We start from the raw sequence: 25,863 nt of genomic DNA on the forward strand, positions 1-25,863 counted from the left end.
GTCAGATGCGCTGCACGCCGAGCGCGACGCTGAGCTTGCGCACCTTGCGCATCACGTCCGCGAGATGCTTGCGGTCCGTGACTTCGATGCCGAACCGCAGTACGGCGACGTTCGCGTCGCGTTCGATGTACTCGACGCGGTCGATGTTCGCCTTCGCATCGGCAATCGCGGCCGCGATCTGCGCGAGCGCGCCGGGGCGGTTGTCGACCTCGATCTTGAGCGCGGCATGGAAATCGCCCCGCACTTCGCGGTCCCAGCCGATCGGCACCCAGCGGTCGGGCGACTTGCGGTACTCGGCCACGTTCGGGCAGTCGAGGCGATGCACGACGATGCCGCGCCCGGCCGTGTGATAGCCCATGATCTCGTCGCCCGGCACCGGTAGGCAGCAGCTCGCGAACGAGATGACGCCCTTCTCGTTGCCGGTGATCAGGATCTTGTCCTGCACGCCGTCGATCAGGTCCTCGGCGCGCGGCTTGAGGTTGGCGCCGCGCTCGCGCACCAGCGCCAGCGCGACCTGCGACGGCATGCGATTGCCAAGCGCGATGTCGGCCAGCAACGCTTCGAGGCGCGGATAGCGGTTCTCGGCGAGATACGCGTTGAGCCGATTGGCCGGCACGCGTTCGAGCGACGTTTCCAGCGCCTCGAGCGCGCGATCGAGCATGCGATGCCCGATCTGCACCGCGTCCTCGTGTTCGAGCTGCTTGAGCTGCTGGCGGATCGCCGTACGCGCCTTGCCGGTGACGACGAACTCCAGCCATTGCGGCTTCGGCGTCGCCGAACGCGCGGTGATGATGTCGACGCGCTGGCCGCTCGCGAGTTTCGTACGCAGCGGCACCAGCTTGCCGTCGACGCGCGCGGCGACCGACGTGTTGCCGATATCGGTGTGCACGGCGTACGCGAAGTCGAGTGCGGTCGAATTGCGCGGCAGCGAGAGGATGTCGCCCTTCGGCGTGAAGACGTAGACCTCGTCCGGGAACAGGTCGACCTTGACGTTCTCGAGGAATTCCAGCGACGAGCCGGCCGAACGCTGCGATTCGACGAGATTCGTGATCCAGTGATGCGCGCGGTTCTGCGCGCTGTTGAATCCATCACCGCCGAACTTGTACGACCAGTGCGCCGCGATGCCGCGCTCGGCGACGAGGTCCATCTCCTCGGTGCGAATCTGCACTTCGACCGGCGAGCCGTACGGCCCGAACAGCACCGTGTGCAGCGACTGGTAGCCGTTGGCCTTCGGAATCGCGATGAAGTCGCGGAAGCGCGAATCCAGCGGCTTGTAGGTCGCGTGCGCGACGCCCAACGCGCGGTACGAGTCGCCGACGTTGCGCACCACCACGCGGAAGCCGAAGACATCCATCACTTGGCGGAAGCTCTTATGTTCCGTCCGCATCTTCGTGTAGATGCTCCACGGCGACTTGACCCGGCTCACGAGCCGGTGGATGAGCTTTTCCTTCGCAAGTTTCTGCGCGAGCTGCGCCTCGATCTGCGCGAGCAGTTCGCGACGCATCACCGGCTGCGTGCGAATGCGCTTGGAAATGACCGCATGTCGCCACGGATGCAACGCGCGGAAGCCGTGGTCCTGCAATTCCGCCTTGAACAGATTCATGCCGAGGCGCTGCGCGATCGGCGCGTAGATCTCAAGCGTCTCGCGGGCGATGCGCTTGCGCGACTCGGGGTTCTGCGCGCCGAGCGTGCGCATGTTGTGGAGACGATCGGCGAGCTTGATCAGGATGACGCGCAGGTCGCGCGACATCGCGAGAAGCATCTTGCGGAAGCTCTCGGCCGCGGCTTCCTGGCGATCCCGGAACTGCAGCTTGTCGAGCTTGGTGACGCCGTCGACGAGCTCCGCGACCGTGCTGCCGAACTCCTCCGTCAGCTGTTCGTGGCTGAGCTCGGTGTCTTCCAGCGTGTCGTGCAGGATCGCGGCGATCAGCGTTTCGACATCGAGCCCCTGCTCCGCCAGCACCTTGGCCACGGCGACGGGATGCGTGATGTACGGCTCACCCGATTTGCGCGTCTGCCCCGCATGCGCGGCGGCGCCGAGGCGCCAGGCCTTGCGCAGCTGCGCGCGCTGTTCGTCGGTGAGATAGGAGGCGGCGCGCTCGAGTTCGAGGACGTACTCCGGCACCTCGTCGGTGGATACCGGCGGAGGCGCGACGGTCTTCGGGCTGGCGACGCGATCGAACGAACTCATTACGACCGACTATACGTCCGCGTTCCCACCACGCAACGCTTTAAGCGGGCACGTCCGGCCGCCGGTTTCGTCGCCGGCCATGAAAGCGTGACCGGGCGCAGAAACGACGAACCCCGCCGAAGCGGGGCCCGTTCATCTTCATGCGAGTGACGACGATCAGTCGTCGCCCTTCGACATGTCTTCGTCGGCGACCACTTCGGCAGCGGCCCACTCCAGCGCCTCGCGCTCCTTGCGCTCGCGCTCGGCCTTCTCGACGGCGTCGATGTATTCGTTGTCGATGCGGCGCGCGGCGATCTCGCGCAGCGCCAGCACGGTCGGCTTGTCGTTGGCTTCGTTGTCGAGCTGGGCGTCGACGCCGTTGGCCAGCTGGCGGGCGCGCTTGGAGGCCATCATGACGAGCTCGAAGCGGTTGTCGACGACCTTCAGGCAGTCTTCTACGGTGATGCGGGCCATGGGGCTCCCGGCGGCCGGACGGCACGCCACGTGATGCGAAGGGGGTGGCAGTGTAGGGCCGACCCGTCGCCGAGGCAAGCCTTTCCTTTGGAATCAGTCAGTTAGCCGGCAATTGGCGGCTCAGGACGGATCGTCGACCAGCAGCGCGGTGATCAGGCGCTGGTGCCGGGCGATCTGCGGATCACGCCGCAGGCGGCTGGCCGTGAAGATCGCGCACATCTCGGCGACCGCCGTCTCGAAATCCTCGTTGACGATGAGGAAGTCGAACTCGCCGTAGTGGCTCATCTCCTCTCGCGCGGCAGCCAGGCGCTGGGCGATGACGTCCTCGCTGTCCTGCCCGCGCTTGCGCATGCGCTCCTCGAGCGCGGCGCGCGAGGGCGGGAGGATGAAGACGGAAATCGCGTCCGGCACCTGGGCGCGGACCTGGCGGGCGCCTTGCCAGTCGATCTCGAGCAGGACGTCGCGGCCGGAATTGAGTTGCGGCTCGACCGACTGACGCGCCGTGCCCTTCCAGTCGCCATGCACCAGCGCGTGCTCGAAGAAGTCACCGGCGGCGACCATGTCCTCGAACTCCTGCTTGCCGACGAAGTGGTAGTGCTCGGCATGCCGCTCACCCGGTCGCGGCGCGCGCGAGGTGAACGAGATCGAGAGCGAGATGTTCGGATCGCGGGCGAGCACCGCGTTGACGATGCTGGATTTGCCCGCGCCCGAAGGCGCCGCGACGATGAAAAGGGTTCCGCGCATGGGCCTGTTCTGGTCTGCGGGTGTCGGCGGGGCCGGGCTGCCGAATCCTAACCGCTCCGGCGGAGCGGCGGTCCGGGCCGGCGACGGTCATTCGATGTTCTGAACCTGCTCGCGGATCTGGTCGATCAGCACCTTGAGGTCGATCGCGGCCGACGACGTGCGGCTGTCGACCGACTTGCTGCCGAGCGTGTTGGCCTCGCGATTGAATTCCTGAAGGAGGAAATCGAGGCGACGGCCGACGGCTTCCTTGAGCTTCAGCACCCGGCGCGCCTCGGAGAGATGCGCATCGAGACGATCGAGCTCTTCGTCGACATCGAGCTTCTGCAGCGCGAGCACGAGCTCCTGTTCGAGACGACCAGGATCCACCGGCACCGGCAAGTCGGCCAGGCGCGCCTCCAGCCGCGTGCGCTGCCCGTCGCGGATCGCGGGAATGCACTCGCGCACGGTTTCGCGAATGGTCGCGATGCCGTCGAGGCGGTCGGTGATGGCCTGCGCCAGCTTCGCGCCTTCCCGCTCGCGCGAGGCGACGAATTCGTCGAGCGTGCGATCGAGCAGCGCCAGCGCATCGGCGTGCAACGCGGCGGTGTCGACGCCCTCGCCTTTCACGACGCCCGGGATCTGCAGCAGCTGCGAGAAATCGGTGCGCAGGCCCGGGAAGTCGGTTTCGAGTTCGCGCGACAGGCGTGCGAGCTCAGCCAAGCGCTCGCGATTGACCTGCAACGCGCCGACGCCTTCGGCCGCACGCAGACGCATCGTCACGTCGACCTTGCCGCGGCTGATGCGGGCGCCGATGCGCTCGCGCAGGGCGGGCTCGAGCGCGCGCAGCTCGTCGGGCAGGCGCGTCGAAATTTCGAGGAACCGGTGGTTCACCGAGCGCAGCTCGCAGGCGAGCGTGCCCCACGGGGTGGTCGATTCGCCGCTGGCAAAGGCGGTCATGCTGCGGATGGACATGGCGTCGTGTGCCGAGGGCCGCGGGGCGTGGATGGTAATCTCACGCGCCGTCGCCCGGATATCCGCCGCCATGAGCGCGAGCGCTCCTTTCGTCCGCCCGTCCGGCCGCGCGCCCGACCAGCTGCGCCCCGTCCGCATCACCCGCGGCTTCACCAAGCACGCCGAAGGCTCGGTCCTGATCGAGTTCGGCGAGACGCGCGTGCTCTGCACCGCTAGCGTCGAAGCCAAGGTGCCGGGCTTCCTGCGCGGCAAGGGCGAAGGCTGGGTCACTGCCGAGTACGGGATGCTTCCGCGCTCGACCAACACCCGCAACGACCGCGAGGCCTCGCGCGGCAAGCAGGGCGGTCGCACGCTCGAAATCCAGCGCCTGATCGGCCGTTCGCTGCGCGCCTGCGTCGACCGCCGCGCGCTCGGCGAACGCACGATCACCCTCGACTGCGACGTCCTGCAGGCGGACGGCGGCACCCGCACCGCTGCGATCACCGGTGCGTACGTCGCCCTGGCCGACGCCGCCAAGTGGCTGCTCGACCGCGGGGAGATCAAGCGCGATCCGCTCGTCGGCGCGGTGGCAGCGGTGTCGGTCGGCGTCTATCGCGGCGTGCCCGTGCTCGACCTCGACTACGCCGAGGACAGCGACTGCGATACCGATATGAATGTCGTCATGAACGATGGCGGCGGCTTCATCGAACTGCAGGGCACGGCCGAAGGCCATGCGTTCCGCCGCGAGGAACTGACCGCGCTGACCGACCTGGCGGAAGCCGGAATCGCGCAGCTCGTCGCATTCCAGCGCGAGGCGCTGGGTCGCTGATCCACCCGGCGTACACCCGCCGGGCGTCACGATGACGCGCATGAAACTGGTCGTCGCCAGCGGCAATCCGGGCAAGCTTGCCGAGTTCGAGCGCCTGCTCGCGCCGCTGGGATTCGAGTGCGTGCCCCAGTCCGCGTTCGGCGTCCAGGACGTCGAGGAAACCGGGCTGACGTTCGTCGAAAACGCGCTGCTCAAGGCTCGCCACGCGGCGCATGCGACCCACCTGCCTGCGCTTGCCGACGACTCGGGTCTATGCGTCGACGCACTCGGCGGCGCGCCCGGGCTGTACTCGGCCCGCTATGCGGGTTCGCCGGCGAACCCGACAGCCAACATCGAGAAGCTGCTCGGCGAATTGAAGGGACGCCCCGATGCAGAACGCGGCGCGTATTTCCATGCGGTGATCGTGCTGCTGCGCCACGAGGCGGATCCGCGACCGCTGATCGCGCAGGGCAGCTGGCACGGGCGCATCCTCGAGGCGCCGCGCGGCGCCGGCGGTTTCGGCTACGACCCGGTGTTCCTCGACACCGAGCGCGGCGTCTCCGCGGCCGAACTCGATCCCGACATCAAGGCGCGCATCAGCCATCGCGGCCGTGCGGTCGACGCACTGCGCGCACAACTCGCGGAGGAGACCTCGACATGAGCACGCTGCGCGAAGAGCTGATGGTGGGCTGGCAGTCGCGGGTCGGCGCGATCGTGGCGGCGACGGTCGCGACGGTCGTCATCGCACTGGCCGCAGGCGCACTGGCCGGGCCGATGATCGCGATCACCGTCGGGCTGGCGTGCGCACTCACGGTGGGGTCGCGCATGCAATGGGCGGCGCTCGACGGGCCGCTGATGCACGTGCGCGATGCGACCACGCGTTACGGCTTCCGCGCACTCGCGGCCCGACACGTGACGCACGTGCGCTATCGCCGGACGCTGCTGCCGTGGTGCCGGATGTCGCTGCAACGCGATCGTGCCGGGCTCGCGCTGGTGTTGTCCGGCCCGTCGCCCGCGCATCCGACGCTCCGCGCGATCGCGCTCTGGCTCATCGTGCACGGCCGACGCCGCGCACGCATCGACGCGCCGTTGCTCGACGCGCTGGCCGGCATGCCCGAACATGGACCGACACGGCAGCCGCACGACGCCTCACCCGCATGAGCCTCACCACTCCGCCTCTCTCGCTCTACGTGCATGTGCCGTGGTGCGTGAGGAAGTGCCCGTACTGCGACTTCAATTCGCACCAGGGGCGCGGTGAGCTTCCGCTCGCGCAGTACGTCGACGCGTTGATCGCGGATCTCGATCTCGACCTTCCGCTGGTGTGGGGCCGCACCATCCGCACCGTGTTCTTCGGTGGCGGCACACCGAGCCTGATGCCCGCGGAGCTCGTCGACCGATTCCTGCAGACAGCGAGTTCGCGCCTGCGCTTCGCGCCCGATTGCGAGATCACGCTCGAGACGAATCCCGGCACGTCGGAGTACGGCAAGCTCGCCGACTACCGCGCCGCCGGCGTCAACCGCCTGAGCTTCGGCGTGCAGAGCTTCGACGACGGCTGTCTCGAACGCCTCGGCCGCATCCACGACGCCGACCAGGCTGCCAATGCGATCCGGCAGGCACAGGACGCCGGCTTCGGCGAGGTCAACCTCGACCTGATGTACGCCCTGCCCGGCCAGGACCTTGCGATGGCCGAGCGCGATGTCGAACGCGCGATCGAACTCGCGCCGACGCACGTCTCCCACTACCAGCTCACGCTCGAACCGAACACGGTGTTCGCCGCGCGTCCGCCCAAGAACATTCCCGACGACGACCTCGCCTGGGATATGCAGGAGCGCTGCCAGGCGATGCTCGCGGCCGCGGGCTATGGGCATTACGAGACCAGCGCCTACGCGCGGCCCGGCCATCGCTGCGAGCACAACCTCAACTACTGGCGATTCGGCGACTACCTCGGCATCGGCGCCGGAGCGCACGGCAAGATCACGCTGGGTGCCGAGCAGACCCTCCTGCGTCGCTGGAAGCACAAGCACCCGACCAAGTATCTCGAGACGGCGGGCACCGCTGCGGCGATTGGTGGCGACGAGCGCATCGCGCCGTCACGTCGCCCGTTCGAGTTCATGCTCAACGCCCTGCGCCTGCACGAAGGTTTCGCCTGGTCGCAGTTCGAGGCACGCACGGGCCTGCCGCGCGAGGCCATCGACACGCCGATCCGCGAAGCGCTCGCGCAGGGCTGGCTTTCTCACGACGCTGAGCGCGTATGGCCCACCGACCTGGGCCGGCGGTTCACGAATGACGTGCTCGAATTGTTCCTCGACGTCCACGCCGAGGCTGACATCGGCGCGTGAGCGTGTTTATATCGTCTCAATCGGCGGGGAGAAGCTAGGTGTCGGTCCCATTTCCACCCCATCGGCGGATTCCGTCCGCGGACGCGATCGCGTCTGCGGCGCTGCCGCGTCGGGTGCGGGACGCCCTGGAGGCCGTGCACGCGGCCGTCTATGAGCTGGTGGTCGATCCGCTCGATCGCACGCTCACCCATGTCGGCATGCGACTGGCCAACCCGCGCGACACCGGCACGATCTTCGCGATCGGCAGCGTGCACGCGGAGCAGTCGCAACTCTTGCTGCGTCGCCAGCGCGACCTCGTCAGCGCGTTCGCGCGTGCGATCGACAGCGAACTGGCTAACCTGCGCAACACCGCGCGCCAGCCGCGCAACACGTCGGGCCCGACGTTCGCGATGCCGACCTTCGACGAGCTGAGGCTGGTCGACGACGACGAACAGGACATCGAAACCGAGTTCAAGACGATCACGCTGCGCGTCGAGTCGCGGGCGCCGCTGCCGATCCACCTGCTCTGCCAGCGTTTCGGCGTGCTCGCGGAAGGCCCGGCGTTCGAACCCTCCACGTTGCCGGTGGGGCCGCGCCGCCTCTGCGAGATGCTGGTCGAGGTCGCCGAATCGTGCGGCTTCAACCTGCAGATGCGCGTCATGCTGCTGCGCGAGTTCGACCGCGCGGTGCTCGTCGACTATCCCGTCGCCGCCGATGCGATCAACGACGCTCTGGCGCGCCAACGCATCATGCCCGGCCTGTCGTTCGTACCGATCCGTCCCCGCGCGCGCGCCGCGCTGCCCAGCGATGCCGCTGTCGCCGCCGAGCGCGAACGCCCGTACACCGGATGGACGGGTGCGGCGCCGACGGAAAGCGATGCGCCGACGTTCCAGCTGTTGCAGGAGATGTTGGCCTCTCGACGCTCGATGGCGGATCGCTTTCGTAGCGGTTTCGGGCCATCGCGGAGTGGAGCGGGTGGCGGAGGTGCAGGCGCAGGTGCAGGTGCTGCATCGGCCGGTGGGAGCGGTGGTAGCGATGCCACTGCAGATGGCGCCGCCACTGTCGCCCCGACTCCAGCACCCGGCATCCCGGCGCGTCCCGAGCTTCCGACCGCCGTCGCACTGGAGCTGCTCGCGTCGGCAGGAACGGATGTCGACGGCCTGGACGTCGACGGCATCCGCCAGTGGCTGCTGCTGCACGCGCGGCAACGCCAAGGCGAAGCCGTCACGCTGTCGCGCGAAGACACCGACATCTTCGAATTGCTCGCGCTGATGTACGGGCAGCTGGAGCGCGAGATTCGCCAGGAGTCGCCGGCGAAGACCATGCTCGACCGCCTGCGCCTTCCGCTGCTGCGGCTGGCGCTCGCCGACCCCGGCTTCTTCCTGCGCGCCGCACATCCTGCGCGCGAGGTCCTCAACGCCGTCGCCGAATCCGGCGCGCGCTGGTATGCGGCCGACGACATCGACCCGCAACTGCTGTTGCAGCTCGAACGCATCGTCGATTCGATCGCACGCACGCCGGACGATGTCGCCGGTGCATTCCGCAACGGCGTCGCCACGCTCGAACAGCAGCTGCAGGCGGTCGCGCGGCGCTCGGAAATCGCCGAGCGTCGCAACGTCGAATCGGCACGGGGCAAGGACAAGCTCGCGGTCGCGCGTCGCCGTGCCAGCGACCTGATCGATGCCGCGCTGCAGTCGGTCCGGGCCCCCGCGTTCCATCGCGGCATGCTGCGGCATGCGTGGGCCGACGCACTGACGCTCGCGCACCTGCGCCACGGCGAGGACAGCGCCGAGTGGGCGTCACTCGCCGAGGCCACGAACGAACTCGCGGCCACGGCGGCCGGCAATGCCACCGCGAATCCCGATCTCGTGTTGCTTGTCGACCAATGGCTGACGACGGTCGGCTATCACGCCGACGACGCGGCGCGCATCGCACGCATCCTCACCGGCACCGCCGATGACAGCGGCGACGACGCGGCGACGCGCACCGAACTCGCGATGCGACTGAAGTCGCGCGCGCGGCTCGGCGAAGAATCGGGTGTCGACGGCGACAGCGGCGAACCGCTCGATGCCGACGGCGAAGCGCAAGCGCGGCGCGTCCGCGAGCTGCCGCCGGGCACATGGTTCGATCTCCCGGGCGAACGCGGCCACACGATGCGGCGCCGTCTCTCTTGGCTGAGCCCGATCACGGGGCAAACGTTGTTCGTCAATCCACGCGGGCAACGCGTCGCGGACGGCACGCTCGTCGCGTTGGCTCGCGATCTGGCGAGCGGTCGCGCGCAGGTGGTCACCGCAGGCGAAGGCCGACTGGTCGAGCGCGCATGGCGTAACGCCCTGCAATCGCTCGGCGCCGGGCCGTCGCGCCGTCCGGAGCGCACCGCATGAACACGCTCGCCGACGAAGCCCGCCGCAGCCGCCGCCGGCGCGTCGATGATCGCGTCGAAGTCATCGACCAGATGACCGAACGCAGCGTCGGCCAGCTCGGCAACATCTCGGAAAGCGGCCTGCTCCTGCTCGCGAGCGCGCCGCTCCACGAGGACTGCCTCTACCAGCTCTACTTCGTGCTCTCCGATCGCGCAGGCAATCGCCATGCGTTCGAGATCGGCGCGCACCTGCTGTGGCAGAACGCCGCGTCCGCTCCGGGCCAGGCGTGGACGGGCTTCCGGTTCCTTTCCCTCGACGACGGCCAGATCGAGCGCCTTCGCGATTGGATCGACGCGCCGGGCGCGACCTACGTCTGATCGGGCTGATGCAGCTGCGCCGGCTCGGGCCGGTGCAAGGCAAACCCTTGCGCATGGTCGACGCCGAGATCCGTGAGCGCGCGAATGATCGCGTCGCTGTCGACCCATTCGGCCACCACCTGCATGCCGCGCTGATGACCGATGTCGGTCACTGCGCGCACGATGGCGTGACTCATCGGATCGCTGGTCAGATCCTGCACGAAACTGCCGTCGATCTTGATCATGTCGACCGGCAGGTTCTTGAGATAGCCGAACGACGACATGCCGACGCCGAAATCGTCGAGCGAGATGCGGCAGCCCGCCTTGCGCAACTGACCCATGAAGCGCGACACCTGCGCGAGGTTGCGCACCGCGAGCGTTTCGGTGATCTCGAAACACAGCCTACGCGGATCGATCTGGTACTCGGCGATGAGTTCGAGAATGCGCGCGACGAAGGATTCGTCCTCGATGGTCGCGCCGGATAGATTGATCGCGACCAGCGACAGCCCGCGCCCCTGCGGATGCAGCCGATCGATGTTGGCAAGCGCGGTTTCGACGACCCAGCGATCGATGGACGGCATCAGGCCGTAACGCTCGGCGGCGGGAATGAACGCGCCGGGCGGCACGATGCGATCGTCCTCGTCGAGCAGGCGCAGCAACAGTTCGATGCGCGGGCCACCGGAGAGCGTCGTCAGCGGATGCACTTCCTGGAAGTAGAGCCGGAACCGCTCGGATTCCAACGCCCAACGCAGACGATGCGCCCACTCCATTTCGGTCCGGCGCTGCGCGAGCGCGTTGTCGCCGGTCGAGAAGAAGTGCACGCGATTGCGGCCCGCTTCCTTGGCCATGTAGCAGGCGCTGTCGGCCTGCGCGAACAGCTCCTTAAGCGAACTCGACGGGTCGAGCAGCACGCCGCCGATGCTGGCGGTGATGCCATAGCTCGACTGCTCCCATACGAAGGTGTAGCCGTCGATGTGCTGACGCAGGCGCTCGGCGACGAGGCGCGCGGCGGCTTCGTCCTGCACGTCGCAGGCGAGGACGCCGAATTCGTCGCCGCCCAGGCGCGCGAGCACGTCGCCGGAGCGCAACTGCTCGCGCATCACCTGCGCAAGCTGCGACAGCAGCTGATCGCCCGCCGCGTGCCCGGACGTATCGTTGATGAGCTTGAACTGGTCGAGGTCGACGTACAGCAGCGCGTAGCGCGTCGTGCTGGCGCCCGAGTGCGCCAGCGTGCGTTCGACGTGGCGTTCGAACTCGCGGCGATTGAACAGCTCGGTCAGCGCGTCGTGCGATGCCTGATAGCTCAGCAATTCGGTGAGCTGGCGCTGCTGCGAAATATCGGAGGCCACGACGAGCCGCTTCCATCGCCCGCTGATGCGCACGCGCGACATCGACACGCTCGCCCAGAAGCGATCGCCGTTCGTGCTGCGCAGCATGGCCTCGACGCTCTCCCAGCCGGGGTTTTCCACCTGCAGCACCTCGGCGCGGCGGTGCGCATCTTCGAACAGCGCTTCCAGCGGCGTCCCGTCGACGTTTTCGCCGAGCCGGATACGCGCGGCCTGGTTCGCGTACATCACCCGGCCATCCTCTTCGCGAGCGAGCAGCACCAAGGCGGGCAGCATCTCGTTCACGACGCGGAAGCGCTCTTCGCTCTCGCGATAACGACGACTCATGGCCTCGCCGACCTGCAGCGCGCGATGGCGCGCACCAGCGAGCGCCGCGATCCACAGCGCGAACAGCACGCTGCCGACGACGCCGGCGATCAGCAACGGCAGGCTCTCGCGCCAGTCGGGGCGACCGTCGCGGGCGTCGTGCATTTCGACGCGCCAGCGTCGTCCCGCAAAGGCGATCGTGTGCGCCTTCTGCCAGGTGTCCGAGCGCGGCATGTCGCCGGGGCTGGAGTCGAACACGAGGGCGTTCGGCTGGGCGTCGATATCGACGACACGCAGATGAAGTGCGTCGCGCCATTCGGGCCGGAAGGCGTCGTGCGACAGGCGCGAGATGCGGAACGACATGGCGAGCGAACCGATGAAGCGCTTGCGACGCGCTTCGACAGTGGTCGGGATCTCTCCCGGGCTGTACGCGGGCAGGCGCAGCAGCAGGCCGTCGGGCGCGTGACCGGGCGGGTCCTGCACGAGGCGGAACGGCGCCGACATCACCGGGCGATTGCTGTCGCGCGATTGCTCGAGCGCGACACGGTTCGCGGGCTGGGTGCGGACATCCAGCCCGAGCACGCGCTCGTTGCCGGCGCGCGGCGCGACATAGAGCGTCGGGTAATGCATGCCGTCCGGTCCCGGGCGCGGCACGGAATACACGACGGCCTGCAGGCCCGGCAGCCGATGCTGGAGATCGAGCGCGCGGTAGAGGCGGTCGAAGCCGGTGAAGTCGACGTCCCGCGCAAGAAAGCCCGTCTGCAGTGCACGCAGCGCGAGGTCGTAGGACTGCAGCTGCTCCTGCAGCGCGCCGATCTCGCCGTTCGCGAGCGCATCGAGCTGCTGCGCCCGCTGCAGGCGCGCGCGATGCAATTGCGCGCCGACGAGTGCGGCCGTCAGCGCAAGCCCCGCGCCAAACGCCAGAAGGCTCGCCGCCCACGCCCGTTGCGGCCGTCGCGTCGCGCCGCTCGACGGCGCCTGACGGTCGGATGGGTCAGAATCCACGTCGTCGCCCCCCGATCCTGTCGACATGACCGATCCCTCGCTCCCGTCCCTGTACGCACGTCACATCGAAGTCCTGCAGGCTCGCACCGCCATCGCGCTCGAGCGCGGCGGGTTCGACCATCTGGTCGTCCCCAGCGGCACCCTGCATTACCAGGCGTTCGACGACCGTGACTACCCCTACGCGGTCAACCCGCAGTTCAAGGCGTGGCTGCCACTGGTCCGCAACCCCGGGAGCTGGCTGGTCGCTACCCCAGGTCAACGGCCGAAATTGATTTATCTGCAGCCTCGCGACTACTGGCATGTGGTTCCGCAGGCGCCGCGCGGTTGGTGGGTCGATCATTTCGACATCGTGGTGATCCGTACCGCGGACGAAGCCGCCTCCCACCTGCCCCCTCCCGGCAGGTGCGCGATCGTCGGCGAACCACAGAGCGCGCTGGGCGAGTATGCCCCGAACAATCCGCCCGCGGTCGTCGCCTACCTTGAATACCATCGCGCATTCAAGACGCCGTACGAGATCGCGATGATGCGCGAGGCTTCGCGCATCGGCGTCCGCGCGCATCGCGCCGCCGAAGCCGCGTTCCGCGAGGGGCGTTCGGAATTCGACATTCATCTTGCTTACTGCGCCGCCGCGCGGCAGGACGCGAACGACCTCCCCTACGGCAACATCGTCGCGCTCAACGAGCATGGCGCCGTCCTGCATTACACGGAGCTCGATCGCGAGGCGCCGTCGGATGTCCGCAGTTTCCTGATCGACGCCGGCGCCTCGCATGGCGGGTACGCCTGCGACATCACGCGGACCTATGCGAGTGACCGCGACGGCGAGTTCCAGGCGCTGATCAACGACGTCGACGCCGCGCAGCAGCGCATGTGCGCGCAGGTGCGCTCCGGCTTCGACTATCGCCAGCTGCATCTCGACGCCCACCTTGCGTTGTCGCGCGTGCTGCGCGACCACGGCGTGTTGCGCGTCTCGCCCGAGGCCGCGGTGGAAACCGGCGTCAGCGGGACGTTCTTCCCCCACGGCATCGGCCATGGCATCGGCCTGCAGGTGCACGACGTCGCGGGTTTCGCGTCGGACGACGCCGGCGGCCCGACGCTCCCCAAGCCCGAAGGTCATCCCTACCTGCGCCTGACACGCACCCTGGCGCCCGGCATGGTGGTCACCATCGAACCCGGCGTGTACTTCATCGACATGCTCCTGGACGACCTGCGCGCGGGCCCGCATGCCGACAGCGTGGACTGGGCGCGCGTCGACGCGTTCCGCCCGTACGGCGGCATCCGCATCGAGGACGACGTGGCCTGCACCGACGGCGAACCGCTGAACCTCACACGCGATGCGTTCGCCGCGGCCTGATCAACGCGCCAGCACGACCGCCTTCATGCCGATCCACACGGCGGCGAGGCCCAGCACGATGCTCGCGACCACGTAGCCCGTCGCGAGCATCGAATCGCCCCGGCGCAGCATCAGCATCGTTTCGAGGCCGAACGCCGAGAAGGTGGTGTAGCCGCCGAGCACGCCGGTCACGAGCAACAACCGTGCAGGGCCATTGAGCGCGGGCATCTGCTCGGCGAAGGCGGCGAACAGCCCGATCAGCAGGCAGCCCGACACGTTGACCGCGAGCGTGCCGACGGGGAACCGCCACGCGTTCGACGTCGCCAGAAGCGCGAGCCCCGCAACGTGGCGCGCCATCGCACCGATCGCGCCGCCGAGGCCGACCAGAAGCAGGTCCCGCATGCTCAGCCCGTCGGCTCCGGTTCGAAATCCAGCGCGGCCGAATTGATGCAGTAGCGCAGACCCGTCGGCGGCGGGCCGTCGGGGAAGACGTGGCCGAGGTGCGATTCGCAGTGCGCGCACTTCACTTCGACGCGGCGCATGCCGTGGCTCTCGTCCACGTGCTCGGTCACCGCATCCGGTTTGGCCGGCCGGACGAAGCTCGGCCATCCGCTTCCCGAGTCGTACTTGTCGACCGAAAGGAAAAGGTGCGCACCGCAGGCCACGCAGGTGTAGGTGCCCGCGGCCTTGTGGTTCCAGAACTTGCCGGTGAATGCGCGCTCCGTGGCGGAGCACCTGCACACGGCGTACTGCTCCGGTGTGAGCTTGGCGCGCCATTCCTCGTCGCTGCGCGCCGGTGCGTTTGCGCTCTGCGTGTCGTCCGAACTCATGTCGCCTCCACTCGGAAACCCCGATCCTGCCGCGTTGCCGCCCCGTCGGGGATACGGCAAGCTACCCGCCCGATGGCCGGAACGCCATTCATCTAGACGGAATGCCCCGCGTGCGACCTACTCTCCGCCTGCTCCCGTTATCGCTGTGCATCGCGATCGCGCTTCCCGCGATGGCCGCCGAGGAGAAGGAGGACTGGAGCCTGTGCCCGTTGCGCGACGCCGTCCCGGCGTTCGAGGGCGTCGCGACGCCGGCGTCCGGCGACACCGCGACGCGCGTGACCCAGCCGACCGACATCGAAGGCGACACGCTGCAGGGCTCGGAGTCGACCGACACGCTGGTGCAGGGCAATGTGCAGCTGCGTCGCGGCGACCAGTTCCTCGGCACCGATCGGCTCGTCTACAACCAGACCTCGGGCGACTACCGCGCCGAAGGCAGCGTGAAGTACCAGGATTCCGGGATGCGCATCGTCGCCAAGAGCGCCGAGGGCAACCAGGAAGCGGACACGCACACGATCAACGATCTGCAGTACCAGCTCATGCGCCGCCGCGGCAATGGCGGCGCCGAGAAGATCGAACTCAAGGACCAGAACGGCGCGCTGTACGGCAGCACCTATTCGACCTGCGACCCCGGCCAGCGCGCGTGGGAGCTGCGTGCGAAGGAGATCGACATCGATCTCGCGAAGGGCCGCGGCGTCGCACACAACGCCACGCTGCGCGTCGGCAAGGTGCCGGTGCTGTACGTCCCGTGGTTCGCCTTCCCGACCGACGATCGCCGCCAGACCGGCCTGTTGTATCCGTCCATCTCCAGCTCGAGCCGCAACGGTTTCGACTGGCGCCAGCCGATCTACCTCAACCTCGCGCCGAATTACGACGCGACGCTTTATCCGCGCTACATGAGCAAGCGCGGACTGCACCTTGGTGCGGAGTTCCGGTGGTTGTACGAGCAGGGGCAAGGCACGGTCTACGGCGCCTGGATGCCGAAGGACGATCTGCCGGGTCGTCGTCCGGAGCGCTATCTGCAGGATCTCAACGGCAATCCGATTCCCGGCGCCACGCTGCCTGACAGCAACCGCGGCCAGTTCGGGCTGCAGGCGGTCCACAACTTCGATTCGACGTGGTACGCGAGCGCGAACCTGGGCTGGGTCAGCGATACGCACTACCTTGAGGACTTCAGCAACAGCCTGTACGGCGTCTCGAGCTACTTCGTGCACAGCGAGACGGGCGTCTTCGGGCGCGGGCGCTACTGGAACGTCGGCGCAGCCGCGGATCACTACCAGCTCGCCGACTACACGCTGAGCGATGCGAACCTGCCGTACGACCGCCTCCCCCGCCTGTTCGGGCACTGGGGGCAGCCGTTCGGGCGCTGGCTCGAAACCGGCGTGGACGGCGAACTTGTGCGCTTCCAGCACGTCGGTTACGACAACCAGAACAGCCAGTTCGACGGCTCGCGCCTCGATCTGAAGCCGTACGTGGCTGCCAACCTCGATGGCGCGAGCTGGTTCATCCATCCCAAGCTCGCGTGGCGTTACACGAGCTGGCAGCTCGACAACGACTGGCAGACGCGAGCCGCTACGCCGCTGACCGATCTGTCGCCGACGCGCAGCCTGCCGATCACCTCGCTCGACGCGGGCATGTATTTCGACCGCAGCACCAGCATCTTCGGTACGCGTTACCTACAGACGTTCGAGCCGCGACTCTTCTATCTGAACGTCCCATACCGTAATCAGGACGGCATCCCGCTGTTCGACACCACGCCGATGACGTTCAGCTGGGGCCAGTTGTTCCGCGACAACCGCTACACGGGTCCCGACCGCCAGACGGACGCGAACCAGCTCACCATTGCGGCCACCACCCGCTTCATCAGCGAGAACGATGGTCGTGAGCGCCTGGCATTGAGCCTGGGTCAGATCCGTTACTTCGAGGACAGCCGCGTCATCATTTCGGATGCGGAGTCGCCGGTGTCGCAGGGCAAGTCCGCGTGGGTCGCTGAGGCGAGCTTCGCCCCCAGCGATCGCTGGCTGATCAACGGCGCGTACCAATGGGATCCGAAGATCCGCGGCCAGGATCTCGCGTCGCTGCGGGCGCGATACCTCGTCGGCGACCGCGGCATCGTCAACCTCGGCTACCGATACCGCCGGAACACCGCCTACAACCCGGCGGTTCTTGGCAGCGAGCCCGACCTCGTCCGTCAGGCCGACTTCTCGTTCCTGTATCCGATCACCGACAACTGGTCCGTGGTCGGCCGCTACTACTACTCGCTGCTCGATCACAAGCCGCTGGAGGAGATCGCCGGCGTCCAGTGGGAGAGCTGCTGCCTCGCGGTCCGTGCCGTCGCTCGCCGCTACCTGCGCGACCGCACCGGCGACCTGAACAACTCTCTCCAACTGGAAGTTGAACTGAAGGGTCTGGGCTCGGCTGGACAGAAGTCTGAGCGCGTATTACGCCGTGCTATTCTCGGTTACGACCGCGACGACCTGTATCTCGTCCCGCCGCAGACGGTGAGTTCGCCCGTCAACAACGGCACCTCCACGACTCCAGACCCCACTCCATGAAGACATCCTCCCGCCCGGTGAAGACGCTCCTCGCGTGCCTGCTGTCCGCCCTGGTCGTCGCACCGACGGTTGCGCCGCTCCCCGTCTACGCGCAGTCGCAGGAGCTGGATCGCATCGCGGCGGTGGTGAACGAGGACGTCGTGCTCCGTAGCGAGCTCGATCGCGCCGTCGCGAACATCCGCTCGCAGTACGCAGGCAAGGAAAACCAGCTGCCGCCGCAGGACGTGCTGGAGCGCCAGGTGCTCGAGCGCCTGATCCTGACGAAGCTGCAGGTCGCACGCGCCGAGGAGACCGGCATCCGCGTCAACGACGAGGAAGTCGACCAGGCCATCGCAGCGGTGGCACAGCAGAACGGCGTGGGCGTCGATCAGCTGCGCCAGCGTGTGACCTCGGACGGCACGAGCTACGCAGACTTCCGCGCCTCGATCCGCGAGGAACTGCTGATGCAGCGTCTGCGCCAGCGCTTCGCGCAGAGTCGCGTCAACGTCAGCGAAGCCGAGATCGAATCCGCGCTCGCCGCGACCGCGAAGTCCGGCAGGCAGTACCACCTCGCCCATATCCTGGTGTCGCTGCCGGACGGCGCGACGCCCGAGCAGATCGAAACGGCGCAGAAGAAGATCGAAGGCATCAAGGGGCTGCTCGCGCGCGGCGAGATGGACTTCAAGGCGGCGGCGGTGCGCTATTCCGACAGCCCGAACGCGCTGGAAGGCGGCGATCTCGGCTGGCGCAGCGCAGACGAAATTCCGAGCGCGTTCGCCCAGCTGGTGAACAACCTGCAGGCGGGCCAAGTGACCGATCCCATCCGCGGCCCCAGCGGTTTCCAGCTGCTGCAGCTCGTCGAGGTCCGCGATGCTTCGTCCGCGCCGGCGCAGATGGTCACGCAATACCACGGCCGCCACATCCTGATCCGCGTGGGCGACGCCAAGACCGACGACCAGGCGCATGCCGAGGCCGATACGCTGGCCGCGCGGCTCGCCGGTGGCGCCGACTTCGCCGAACTCGCGAAGGCGAACTCGCAGGACCAGAACTCCGCCGGCAAGGGCGGCGACCTCGGTTGGTTCACCGCCGACGAGTTCGGCCCGGAGTTCCGCGCCCAGGTCACGCTGTTGAGCGACAACCAGGTCTCGAAGCCGTTCCGTACGCAGGCCGGCTGGCACGTGCTGCAGCGGCTCGGTACGCGCGAGTCGAACGTCGGCGACCAGAACCGCCGTGCGCAGGTCGCCGAGATGCTGGGTCGTCGCAAGCTCGAAGACCAGTGGAATCTCTACCTGCGCGAGCTGCGCGGCGAGGCTTACGTCGACGTGCGTGTCGGCGCTCAGAGCGCGCCCGCTCCTGCCACGCCGGCCACCGCGCCGGCCCCGCAGCCCGCTCCCGCTTCCGGCGGCTGAGTGACGCCGCTGCGGCTCGCGCTGGTCCCGGGTGAGCCGGCCGGCGTCGGGCCGGAACTCTGCGTCGCGCTGGCCCAGCGGCCGCGCGACGCTTCGCTTATCGCCTATGCCGATCCCGACGTGCTGGCCACTGCCGCGCGTCGCGCAGGCATGCCGCTTCGACTGGTCGATCCCGACAGCACCGACGCCGCGTCACCCGGCGCGCTCGGCATCGTGCCGATCCGTGCGCCTCGACCGGTCACGCCCGGGCAACTGGACGTCGCCAACGCGCCGTCCGTCATCGACGCGCTGACGGGTGCCGCACGCGCCTGCCTAGACGGCCGACTCGACGGACTGGTCACCGGTCCGGTGCATAAGGCCGTGGTCAACGACGCCGGCATCGCCTATTCCGGCACCACCGAACTGCTCGCCACGCAGGCCAACTGCGAGGTGGTGATGATGCTTGGCCACGAGTCGCTGCGTGTCGCGCTGGCCACCACGCACCTGCCCCTGCGCGCGGTGCCCGACGCGATCACCCGCGACCGCCTCGAACGCACGTTGCGGATCGTCGATGCCGCGATGCGTCGCGAGTTCGGCATCGCCGAGCCGACCATCGCGGTGCTCGGGCTCAACCCGCACGCGGGCGAGGACGGCCATCTCGGTCGCGAGGAAATCGACGTCATCGCGCCCGTCATCGCGCAGCTCCGCGACGCCGGCCTGCGCCTCGTCGGCCCGGTGCCCGCCGACACCGCGTTCCTGCCGCAGAAGCTCGAAGGCTTCGATGCGGTCGTCGCGATGTACCACGACCAGGGCCTGCCCGTGCTCAAGTTCAGCGGGTTCGAACGTGCGGTCAACATCACGCTCGGGCTGCCGTATCCGCGCGTCGCCGTCGATCACGGCACCGCGCTCGACCTCGCGGGAACGGGCCGCGCCGATCCGTCCAGCCTGTTCGCCGCGGCGGACCTGTGCGCGCAGCTCGCGCGTCGGCATCGCATGGCGGCCGCCTGACGCCGCGTCAGCAACTCAAGACCTCGCGTTCGACGCCCGAACGACCCGCCCGCCACCGGCACGCGGGATAATCCCCGGATGACGACGAGCCCCTTCACCGAGCCGCCGAAGAAGCGCCTCGGCCAGCACTTCCTGCACGAGCGCGGGATCATTTCGAAGATCGTGCAGGCGGTCGATCCGCAACCGGGCGATCGGCTCGTCGAGATCGGGCCGGGCCAAGGGGCGATCACGTTTCCGCTGCTCGAGCGCCACCACGAGCTGACGGTCATCGAGTTCGACCGCGATCTGATCGCGCCGCTCACCGAAGCCGCACAGAGTCGCGGCACGCTGCACGTCATCCATTCCGACGTGCTGCAGGTCGACTTCACCGCGCTGGCCGATGGGGGCACGATCCGCCTCGTCGGCAACCTGCCCTACAACCTGTCGTCGCCGATCCTCTTCCATGCGCTCGACCACGCCGCCGTCGTGCGCGACATGCACTTCATGCTGCAGAAGGAAGTGGTCGACCGGATGGCTGCCGGACCCGGCAGCAAGGTGTACGGGCGCCTCGGCGTCATGCTGCAGGCGTATTGCCGGGTGACGCCGCTCTTCAACGTGCCGCCCGGCGCGTTCAACCCGCCGCCGAAGGTCGATTCCGCCGTCGTACGGCTCGTGCCGCGCCCGGACGCGGAAATCACGGTCATCGATCGCGCGCTGTTCGCACGCGTGGTCCGCGATGCCTTCGGCCAGCGCCGCAAGACGCTGCGCAACGCGCTGTCGAACGTCTGCGACGCCGACGCGATCGCCGCGGCCGGGCTCGATCCGTCGCATCGCGCCGAGCAGGTGCCGGTGGACGGGTTCATCGCGCTGGCCAATTCGCTCGCACGCGCGGGTGCGTGAAGCCCGCGCGGTTTCGCGCGCATGGCCGGGCACGTAAACTCGGGTACATGAACGAAAATTCCCACGCGATCGGCGTCGAGGTGCAGGCGCACTACGTCGAAAGCGAATCGGCGCCGGATCAGGATCGCTACGTCTTCGCCTACACGGTGCGCGTGCACAACCGCGGCACCGTCGCGGCCAAGCTGCTCGGCCGGCACTGGATCATCACCGATGCGCACGGCCAGGTGCGCGAGGTCGACGGCGAAGGCGTGGTGGGCCATCAGCCGCATCTCGAACCGGGCCAGGCCTTCGAATACACGTCCGGCGCGGTGCTGGAGACGGATCTCGGCACCATGCACGGCACGTATCGCATGGAGGCCGACGACGGCACGCACTTCGAGGCGCCGATCCCGGCGTTCACCCTGACCGTGCCGCGCACGCTGCACTGAGCGCGCGATGACGGTCTGGGCCATCGGCGATCTTCAGGGCTGCTACGACGCGACGCAGCGCCTGCTCGAACGCATCGCCTTCGATCCCGCAAAGGATCGGCTGTGGTTCTGCGGCGACCTCGTCAATCGTGGCGGGCAATCGCTGGAGACGCTGCGCCTCGTGCATTCGCTGCGCGAGCAGAGCGTCGTCGTGCTCGGCAACCACGATCTGTCGCTGCTCGCGATCGGCGAGCGTCGCGAAGAAGAACAACGCAAGGTCAATCCGGATCTGCAGCGCATCGTCACCGCGCCGGATCGCGACGAACTGCTCGGCTGGCTGCGAACGCAGAAGCTCATGCACGTCGACCGCCAGCTCGGCTGGGCGATGCTGCATGCGGGCATCGCGCCGAAGTGGACGATCTCGATGGCGGAGCGCCATGCGCGCGAAGTCGAGAAGGTGCTGCACGGCGACCAGTACACGCGCCTGCTCAAGCACATCTATGGTGATGCGCCGGCCTGGAATCCGCGACTCGCCGGCATCGATCGCTGGCGCGCGATCATCAACATCTTCACCCGCATGCGCTTCTGCAGCCCCCGCGGTCGCATCAGCTTCGAGGACAAGGGCGCGCCGGGCACACAACCGGTCGGCCTGTACCCGTGGTACGAAGTGCCGGGCCAGGCGCAGCGCGATACGAAGATCGTCTGCGGTCACTGGTCGACGCTCGGTCTCTTCGTCGGCCACGGCGTGCATGCCATCGACACCGGCGCGGTATGGGGCGGCAAGCTCACCGCACTGCGATTGGACACCGACGAGTTGCAGCTCGCGCAGGTCGCGGGCCGCGACGTGCCGGCGCAACCGCCGAAGCCGCGCCAGAAGGGTCGCGATGGGCGGCCGCGGCACGGCGGCGACAGGAACCGCGATCGCGATCGCGGGCAGCGTCCGCGCAACGACGGCGGATCCGGCGGCGACTGACCTTCGCTGCCGTGCGATGTTGGTCGCGGCGGGAATTGAACGCGATGCGCCCGCTAACCGGCGCGACGCTCGAGATCGACGAAATCGAACGCGAACGCGTGCTTCGCGTCCGTCGCATGATGCTCGCGTACGACTTCCGTCCACGCGGTGATGTCGAAATCCGGAAAGAACGCATCCGCACGCGGCACGGCGGTGTCGACGAGCGTGAGATGCAACGTCGTCGCGATCGGCAGCGTCGCGGCGAATACGCCACTCCCACCGATCACGGCGAGTTCGGACGCTGCATCCGCGCGTGCGAGGTCGAGTGCCGCGTCGATCGACGCCACCGCATCCATCCCCGCGAACGGTGCGCGACCGCTGCGCGTCAGCACGATGTTGCGACGACCCGGCAGCGCGCGGCCGAGGGATTCCGCGGTCAGGCGCCCCATCAGGATCGGCTTGCCCAGCGTCAGCGCCTTGAAGCGCTTGAGGTCGTCGGGCAGATGCCAGGGCAGTGCGTTGTCGACGCCGATCGCGCGATTGCGGTCGTAGGCGACGACGAGCGAGACGCGCATCAGACGGCGACCGGCGCCTTGATCGCCGGATGCGGGTCGTAACCTTCGATGGCGATGTCGTCGAAGGTGAACGCGAAGAGATCTTTGACGTCCGGATTCAGCACGAGCTTCGGCAGCGCGCGCGGCGTGCGCGTGAGCTGCTCGCGCGCCTGCTCGACGTGGTTCGAATACAGGTGCGCATCGCCGAGCGTGTGGACGAAGTCGCCGACGCCGAGCCCGCACACCTGCGCGACCATGTGCGTCAGCAGCGCATAGCTCGCGATGTTGAACGGCACGCCGAGGAAGATGTCGCCGCTACGCTGGTAGAGCTGGCAGCTGAGCTTTCCGTCGGCGACGTAGAACTGGAACATCGTATGGCACGGCATCAGCGCCATCTTCGGCAGGTCGGCCACGTTCCATGCGCTGACGATCAGGCGGCGCGAATCGGGGTTGCGCCTGATCTCGTCGACGACCCACTTGATCTGGTCGATCTCGCTGCCGTCGCTGCCGGTCCAGCGGCGCCACTGCTTGCCGTACACAGGCCCGAGTTCGCCTTCGGCGTCGGCCCACTCGTCCCAGATGCTGACCTTGTTGTCGCGCAGGTAGGCGATGTTGGTTTCGCCCTTCAGGAACCACAGCAGCTCGTGGATGATCGAGCGCAGGTGCAGCTTCTTCGTCGTGACGAGCGGAAAGCCCTGCGCGAGATCGAAGCGCATTTGCCAGCCGAACACGCTGCGCGTGCCGGTGCCGGTGCGATCGGTCTTGATCGCGCCGTGGTCGAGGACATGCTGCAGCAGGTCGAGGTACTGCTGCATCTCAGCTCGCCTGCGGTGCGGGCTGCAACGTCGGCTGGCGGCGCGACAACCAGAGCCAGAACACGCCGAGCACGATCAGCGGAACGCTCAGCAGCTGGCCTTCGGTGAGCCAACCCCAGGCGATATAGCCGATCTGCTCGTCGGGCATGCGCACGAATTCGACGAGGAAGCGGAACAAGCCGTAGAGCAGCGCGAACATTCCGCCAACGGCATAACGCGGGCGCGGCCGGCTCGAGTACCACCACAGGACCGACGCCATGACCACGCCTTCGAGCATCGCCTGGTACAGCTGCGACGGGTGACGCGCGAACACGTCGAGCGCGCCCTTCGCGTGCAGTTCGCGCAGTTGCTGCATCGGCATGTGCAGGTACGGGTCCGGCAGGCTACGCGGGAAGATCACGCCCCAGCTGCCGCCCGTGGGCTTGCCCCACAGCTCGCCGCCGATCCAGTTGCCGATGCGACCGAAGCCCAGGCCCAGAGGCACGAGCGGCGCGACGAAATCCATCGCATCCATGAAATGCACGCGTCGGCGGCGGCACCAGAACCACACGCCCGCCATGACGCCGAGCAGCCCGCCGTGGAAGCTCATGCCGCCTTCCCAGATCCGCACCAGCATCAGCGGATTCTTGAGGAAGTCGCCGAAGGCGTAGAACAGGATGTAGCCGATGCGCCCGCCGAGCACGACGCCGAGCATCGCGTAGAACAGCAGGTCGCCGAATGCCTGCTCGTCGATGCCGGGCAGGCGACCCGCGCGGATGCGGCGGCGGCCGAGCATCCAGGCGGCGATGAACCCGAGCATGTACATCACCCCGTACCAGTGCACCTGCACCGGACCGAGGTGGAGGGCGATCGGGTCGATGTCGTGCAGATACGTCATCAGGTCGGGCCGACGGCGGAAGTGGCCGCCATTGTCGCCGCTGCACGGCCCCGCGTCATGGCCCGATCGACCGGGTCGGCCGGCTCAGAGCAGATGCGGACGATCCGGGAGCTCGTTGCTGTCGACGTAGCCGGCGGGACGGGCGAAATGCCGTTCCAGCAGCGACGAGATCGCCTCGATCGCACGCATCACGCCGCCTTCGGTCTCGCCCGCGCGCATCGCGGTTTCGAGTTCGCGGCAGATCGCCGCCCACTCGTCGTCGGTGACGCGACCGGCGAAGCCGCGATCGGCAACGATCTCGATCGCGCGGTCGGCCAGCAGCATGTAGACCAGCACGCCGTTGTTGGCCTCGGTGTCCCAGACGCGCAGGCGCGTGAACACCTCGACCGCCCGCTCCCGCGGCGCATGGTCGACCAGCGCGAGGCGCAAAGGCAGCGCGGCCTCCACGGCGAAGCAGATCTCGCCCGTGTGGCGCGCTTCGCTCGCGGCGATGGCATTGGCGATGCGTTCGAGCGCGTCGGGCGGAAACACCCGCGCCGAGGACGGTGCGAACAGATGCCGAAGCGCGCGCATCACCAGCTCCCCGAGGCGCCGCCGCCTCCGCTCATGCCGCCGCCCCCACCCCAGCCGCCTCCGCCGCCGAAGCCACCGCCTCCGAAGCCGCCCCCACCGAAACCACCGCCGCCCCACCAGCCGCCGAATCCGGCATCGCGGGCGTAACGCACGCGGCGACCGCCCGACAGGCCCATGAAGAAGCCGATCAGGGCGCCGATGCCGCCGATGAACACGCTCGCGAGCAGCCAGGCGATCGCGCCGGCCGCCAGACCGCCGGCGATTCCGCGGAAAAATGCCGGCGTGCCGCCAAACAGGCCGCGCACCATCTGCGCGACGATGAAGGCGGCGAACAGCGCGAAGATCGGATTACCGTGCGAGGCGACGCGGCTGCCGGTGGTGTCCTGCGCCGCCATCGGCGGCGGCAGTGCTTCACCGTCGATGATCTGCGTCAGCACCTTGGTCGCGTCGACCAGGCCGCCGGCGTAATCGTTCTGCTTGAAGTGCGGCGCCATGTATTCGTTGATGACGCGGCTGGCGATGGCATCCGGAATCGCGCCTTCGAGCCCGTAGCCGACCTCGATGCGCGCGCGATGGTCGTCCTTCGCGACGATGACGAGCACGCCGTCGTCGGTCTTCTGACGGCCGAGCTTGTACTGGTCGAACGCACGCGTCGCGTACTGCGCGATGTCTTCCGGCTGCGTGGTCGGAATCATCAGGATCTGCAGCTGCGCGCCCTTGCGCTTCTGCAGATCCAGCGCCTGCTGCTCGAGCTGCTGGCGCGTGGTGACGTCGATCGTGCCGGTGGTGTCGAGCACCGGCGAGGTCAGCGGCGGGATCGGCGCGAGCTGCTGCGCGAGTGCGGCGAACGCCGTCGCGAAGAGGACGATCGCGACGGCGAGGAGCGAACGCGCACGCAT

At 68.2% G+C, this 25,863-nt stretch carries 25 protein-coding genes; 13 read left to right on the top strand and 12 right to left on the bottom strand.

Translation table 11 applies throughout. The features are described 5' to 3' along the window. Position 1: 1 nt before the first annotated feature. From EVS83_RS08795 to EVS83_RS08810, 4 genes are all read right to left on the bottom strand, one after another. A complete protein-coding gene (locus EVS83_RS08795; protein WP_133500673.1) occupies positions 2-2,191 on the bottom strand; it encodes a RelA/SpoT family protein in 2,190 nt (729 codons plus the stop codon). Positions 2,192-2,347: 156 nt separating this feature from the next. Continuing rightward, complete coding sequence (gene rpoZ, locus EVS83_RS08800) at positions 2,348-2,644, bottom strand: DNA-directed RNA polymerase subunit omega (RefSeq protein WP_133500674.1); 297 nt, start codon at positions 2,642-2,644, stop codon at positions 2,348-2,350. A gap of 120 nt (positions 2,645-2,764) precedes the next feature. Next, a complete protein-coding gene (gene gmk, locus EVS83_RS08805; protein WP_133500675.1) occupies positions 2,765-3,388 on the bottom strand; it encodes a guanylate kinase in 624 nt (207 codons plus the stop codon). 87 nt (positions 3,389-3,475) lie between these two features. Continuing rightward, the gene (locus EVS83_RS08810) at positions 3,476-4,324 is read right to left on the bottom strand and encodes a YicC/YloC family endoribonuclease (protein ID WP_133500716.1); all 849 of its coding nucleotides are present in this window, start codon (positions 4,322-4,324) and stop codon (positions 3,476-3,478) included. Between the two features lie 85 nt (positions 4,325-4,409). On the opposite strand from EVS83_RS08810, the gene rph reads away from it, so the two are divergent. The 6 genes from rph (at position 4,410) to EVS83_RS08840 (ending at position 10,184) form a co-directional block, all read left to right on the top strand. Continuing rightward, positions 4,410-5,147, top strand: a complete 738-nt coding sequence (gene rph / locus EVS83_RS08815) for a ribonuclease PH (protein WP_133500676.1) — start codon at positions 4,410-4,412, stop codon at positions 5,145-5,147. Between the two features lie 40 nt (positions 5,148-5,187). Next, a complete protein-coding gene (gene rdgB, locus EVS83_RS08820) occupies positions 5,188-5,787 on the top strand; it encodes an RdgB/HAM1 family non-canonical purine NTP pyrophosphatase (protein WP_133500677.1) in 600 nt (199 codons plus the stop codon). Further along, entirely contained in the window at positions 5,784-6,287 is a 504-nt protein-coding gene (locus EVS83_RS08825) for a hypothetical protein (RefSeq protein ID WP_133500678.1), read from the top strand. The genes rdgB and EVS83_RS08825 overlap by 4 nt, the downstream gene beginning before the upstream one ends. Further along, positions 6,284-7,465 (top strand): radical SAM family heme chaperone HemW, encoded by a 1,182-nt coding sequence (gene hemW, locus EVS83_RS08830; protein ID WP_133500679.1) that lies wholly within the window; start codon positions 6,284-6,286, stop codon positions 7,463-7,465. The genes EVS83_RS08825 and hemW overlap by 4 nt, the downstream gene beginning before the upstream one ends. Positions 7,466-7,578: 113 nt before the next feature. After that, positions 7,579-9,828 (top strand): DUF1631 family protein, encoded by a 2,250-nt coding sequence (locus EVS83_RS08835; RefSeq protein ID WP_281275109.1) that lies wholly within the window; start codon positions 7,579-7,581, stop codon positions 9,826-9,828. After that, on the top strand, positions 9,825-10,184 hold the full coding sequence (locus EVS83_RS08840) for a PilZ domain-containing protein (protein ID WP_133500681.1): 360 nt from the start codon (positions 9,825-9,827) through the stop codon (positions 10,182-10,184). The genes EVS83_RS08835 and EVS83_RS08840 overlap by 4 nt, the downstream gene beginning before the upstream one ends. Here the strand turns inward: EVS83_RS08840 and EVS83_RS08845 are convergent. Beyond that, on the bottom strand, positions 10,175-12,820 hold the full coding sequence (locus EVS83_RS08845; protein ID WP_166636851.1) for a bifunctional diguanylate cyclase/phosphodiesterase: 2,646 nt from the start codon (positions 12,818-12,820) through the stop codon (positions 10,175-10,177). The two genes, EVS83_RS08840 and EVS83_RS08845, sit on opposite strands and share 10 nt — an antisense overlap. 25 nt (positions 12,821-12,845) lie before the next feature. Here EVS83_RS08845 and pepQ point away from each other — a divergent pair, with 25 nt between their 5' ends. Beyond that, positions 12,846-14,171 (top strand): Xaa-Pro dipeptidase, encoded by a 1,326-nt coding sequence (gene pepQ / locus EVS83_RS08850; RefSeq protein WP_133500683.1) that lies wholly within the window; start codon positions 12,846-12,848, stop codon positions 14,169-14,171. Here the strand turns inward: pepQ and crcB are convergent, their stop codons facing one another. Then, a complete protein-coding gene (gene crcB / locus EVS83_RS08855; protein ID WP_133500684.1) occupies positions 14,172-14,552 on the bottom strand; it encodes a fluoride efflux transporter CrcB in 381 nt (126 codons plus the stop codon). It abuts the gene before it with no gap. A 2-nt stretch (positions 14,553-14,554) separates the two neighbouring features. After that, positions 14,555-14,980 (bottom strand): peptide-methionine (R)-S-oxide reductase MsrB, encoded by a 426-nt coding sequence (msrB, locus tag EVS83_RS08860; RefSeq protein ID WP_133500685.1) that lies wholly within the window; start codon positions 14,978-14,980, stop codon positions 14,555-14,557. Positions 14,981-15,090: 110 nt separating this feature from the next. On the opposite strand from msrB, the gene lptD reads away from it, so the two are divergent. The 6 genes from lptD (at position 15,091) to EVS83_RS08890 (ending at position 22,166) form a co-directional block, all read left to right on the top strand. Continuing rightward, positions 15,091-17,532 (top strand): LPS assembly protein LptD, encoded by a 2,442-nt coding sequence (lptD, locus tag EVS83_RS08865; protein ID WP_425456085.1) that lies wholly within the window; start codon positions 15,091-15,093, stop codon positions 17,530-17,532. Continuing rightward, on the top strand, positions 17,529-18,920 hold the full coding sequence (locus tag EVS83_RS08870; protein ID WP_133500687.1) for a peptidylprolyl isomerase: 1,392 nt from the start codon (positions 17,529-17,531) through the stop codon (positions 18,918-18,920). Before lptD ends, EVS83_RS08870 begins: the two co-directional genes overlap by 4 nt. Next, complete coding sequence (gene pdxA, locus EVS83_RS08875) at positions 18,921-19,907, top strand: 4-hydroxythreonine-4-phosphate dehydrogenase PdxA (RefSeq protein WP_133500688.1); 987 nt, start codon at positions 18,921-18,923, stop codon at positions 19,905-19,907. Between the two features lie 78 nt (positions 19,908-19,985). Continuing rightward, a complete protein-coding gene (gene rsmA, locus EVS83_RS08880) occupies positions 19,986-20,786 on the top strand; it encodes a 16S rRNA (adenine(1518)-N(6)/adenine(1519)-N(6))-dimethyltransferase RsmA (RefSeq protein ID WP_133500689.1) in 801 nt (266 codons plus the stop codon). Between the two features lie 47 nt (positions 20,787-20,833). Continuing rightward, the gene (gene apaG / locus EVS83_RS08885) at positions 20,834-21,214 is read left to right on the top strand and encodes a Co2+/Mg2+ efflux protein ApaG (RefSeq protein WP_133500690.1); all 381 of its coding nucleotides are present in this window, start codon (positions 20,834-20,836) and stop codon (positions 21,212-21,214) included. Between the two features lie 7 nt (positions 21,215-21,221). Beyond that, the gene (locus EVS83_RS08890) at positions 21,222-22,166 is read left to right on the top strand and encodes a symmetrical bis(5'-nucleosyl)-tetraphosphatase (protein ID WP_133500691.1); all 945 of its coding nucleotides are present in this window, start codon (positions 21,222-21,224) and stop codon (positions 22,164-22,166) included. A gap of 53 nt (positions 22,167-22,219) precedes the next feature. Here the strand turns inward: EVS83_RS08890 and EVS83_RS08895 are convergent, their stop codons facing one another. From EVS83_RS08895 to EVS83_RS08915, 5 genes are all read right to left on the bottom strand, one after another. Then, the gene (locus EVS83_RS08895) at positions 22,220-22,720 is read right to left on the bottom strand and encodes a dihydrofolate reductase (RefSeq protein ID WP_133500692.1); all 501 of its coding nucleotides are present in this window, start codon (positions 22,718-22,720) and stop codon (positions 22,220-22,222) included. After that, positions 22,720-23,514, bottom strand: a complete 795-nt coding sequence (locus EVS83_RS08900) for a thymidylate synthase (RefSeq protein WP_133500693.1) — start codon at positions 23,512-23,514, stop codon at positions 22,720-22,722. The genes EVS83_RS08895 and EVS83_RS08900 overlap by 1 nt, the downstream gene beginning before the upstream one ends. A gap of 1 nt (position 23,515) precedes the next feature. Further along, positions 23,516-24,391 carry a prolipoprotein diacylglyceryl transferase gene (lgt, locus tag EVS83_RS08905; protein WP_133500694.1) on the bottom strand — a complete coding sequence of 292 codons (876 nt, stop codon included), beginning with the start codon at positions 24,389-24,391 and terminating at the stop codon, positions 23,516-23,518. 84 nt (positions 24,392-24,475) lie between these two features. After that, positions 24,476-24,964 carry a TPM domain-containing protein gene (locus tag EVS83_RS08910; protein ID WP_133500695.1) on the bottom strand — a complete coding sequence of 163 codons (489 nt, stop codon included), beginning with the start codon at positions 24,962-24,964 and terminating at the stop codon, positions 24,476-24,478. After that, a complete protein-coding gene (locus EVS83_RS08915) occupies positions 24,964-25,863 on the bottom strand; it encodes a TPM domain-containing protein (protein WP_133500696.1) in 900 nt (299 codons plus the stop codon). The genes EVS83_RS08910 and EVS83_RS08915 overlap by 1 nt, the downstream gene beginning before the upstream one ends.

This window comes from Cognatilysobacter terrigena, assembly GCF_004361065.1.
In the GTDB taxonomy this organism is placed as follows: domain Bacteria; phylum Pseudomonadota; class Gammaproteobacteria; order Xanthomonadales; family Xanthomonadaceae; genus Cognatilysobacter; species Cognatilysobacter terrigena.

What these genes read in the sequence shown, in the direction of transcription:
- EVS83_RS08795 (WP_133500673.1), bottom strand. Translation starts at nt 2,191, where the DNA reads ATGAGTTCGTTCGATCGCGTCGCCAGCCCGAAGACCGTCGCGCCTCCG.
- rpoZ (WP_133500674.1), bottom strand. Translation starts at nt 2,644, where the DNA reads ATGGCCCGCATCACCGTAGAAGACTGCCTGAAGGTCGTCGACAACCGC.
- gmk (WP_133500675.1), bottom strand. Translation starts at nt 3,388, where the DNA reads ATGCGCGGAACCCTTTTCATCGTCGCGGCGCCTTCGGGCGCGGGCAAA.
- EVS83_RS08810 (WP_133500716.1), bottom strand. Translation starts at nt 4,324, where the DNA reads ATGACCGCCTTTGCCAGCGGCGAATCGACCACCCCGTGGGGCACGCTC.
- rph (WP_133500676.1), top strand. Translation starts at nt 4,410, where the DNA reads ATGAGCGCGAGCGCTCCTTTCGTCCGCCCGTCCGGCCGCGCGCCCGAC.
- rdgB (WP_133500677.1), top strand. Translation starts at nt 5,188, where the DNA reads ATGAAACTGGTCGTCGCCAGCGGCAATCCGGGCAAGCTTGCCGAGTTC.
- EVS83_RS08825 (WP_133500678.1), top strand. Translation starts at nt 5,784, where the DNA reads ATGAGCACGCTGCGCGAAGAGCTGATGGTGGGCTGGCAGTCGCGGGTC.
- hemW (WP_133500679.1), top strand. Translation starts at nt 6,284, where the DNA reads ATGAGCCTCACCACTCCGCCTCTCTCGCTCTACGTGCATGTGCCGTGG.
- EVS83_RS08840 (WP_133500681.1), top strand. Translation starts at nt 9,825, where the DNA reads ATGAACACGCTCGCCGACGAAGCCCGCCGCAGCCGCCGCCGGCGCGTC.
- pepQ (WP_133500683.1), top strand. Translation starts at nt 12,846, where the DNA reads ATGACCGATCCCTCGCTCCCGTCCCTGTACGCACGTCACATCGAAGTC.
- crcB (WP_133500684.1), bottom strand. Translation starts at nt 14,552, where the DNA reads ATGCGGGACCTGCTTCTGGTCGGCCTCGGCGGCGCGATCGGTGCGATG.
- msrB (WP_133500685.1), bottom strand. Translation starts at nt 14,980, where the DNA reads ATGAGTTCGGACGACACGCAGAGCGCAAACGCACCGGCGCGCAGCGAC.
- EVS83_RS08870 (WP_133500687.1), top strand. Translation starts at nt 17,529, where the DNA reads ATGAAGACATCCTCCCGCCCGGTGAAGACGCTCCTCGCGTGCCTGCTG.
- rsmA (WP_133500689.1), top strand. Translation starts at nt 19,986, where the DNA reads ATGACGACGAGCCCCTTCACCGAGCCGCCGAAGAAGCGCCTCGGCCAG.
- apaG (WP_133500690.1), top strand. Translation starts at nt 20,834, where the DNA reads ATGAACGAAAATTCCCACGCGATCGGCGTCGAGGTGCAGGCGCACTAC.
- EVS83_RS08890 (WP_133500691.1), top strand. Translation starts at nt 21,222, where the DNA reads ATGACGGTCTGGGCCATCGGCGATCTTCAGGGCTGCTACGACGCGACG.
- EVS83_RS08895 (WP_133500692.1), bottom strand. Translation starts at nt 22,720, where the DNA reads ATGCGCGTCTCGCTCGTCGTCGCCTACGACCGCAATCGCGCGATCGGC.
- EVS83_RS08900 (WP_133500693.1), bottom strand. Translation starts at nt 23,514, where the DNA reads ATGCAGCAGTACCTCGACCTGCTGCAGCATGTCCTCGACCACGGCGCG.
- lgt (WP_133500694.1), bottom strand. Translation starts at nt 24,391, where the DNA reads ATGACGTATCTGCACGACATCGACCCGATCGCCCTCCACCTCGGTCCG.
- EVS83_RS08910 (WP_133500695.1), bottom strand. Translation starts at nt 24,964, where the DNA reads ATGCGCGCGCTTCGGCATCTGTTCGCACCGTCCTCGGCGCGGGTGTTT.
- EVS83_RS08915 (WP_133500696.1), bottom strand. Translation starts at nt 25,863, where the DNA reads ATGCGTGCGCGTTCGCTCCTCGCCGTCGCGATCGTCCTCTTCGCGACG.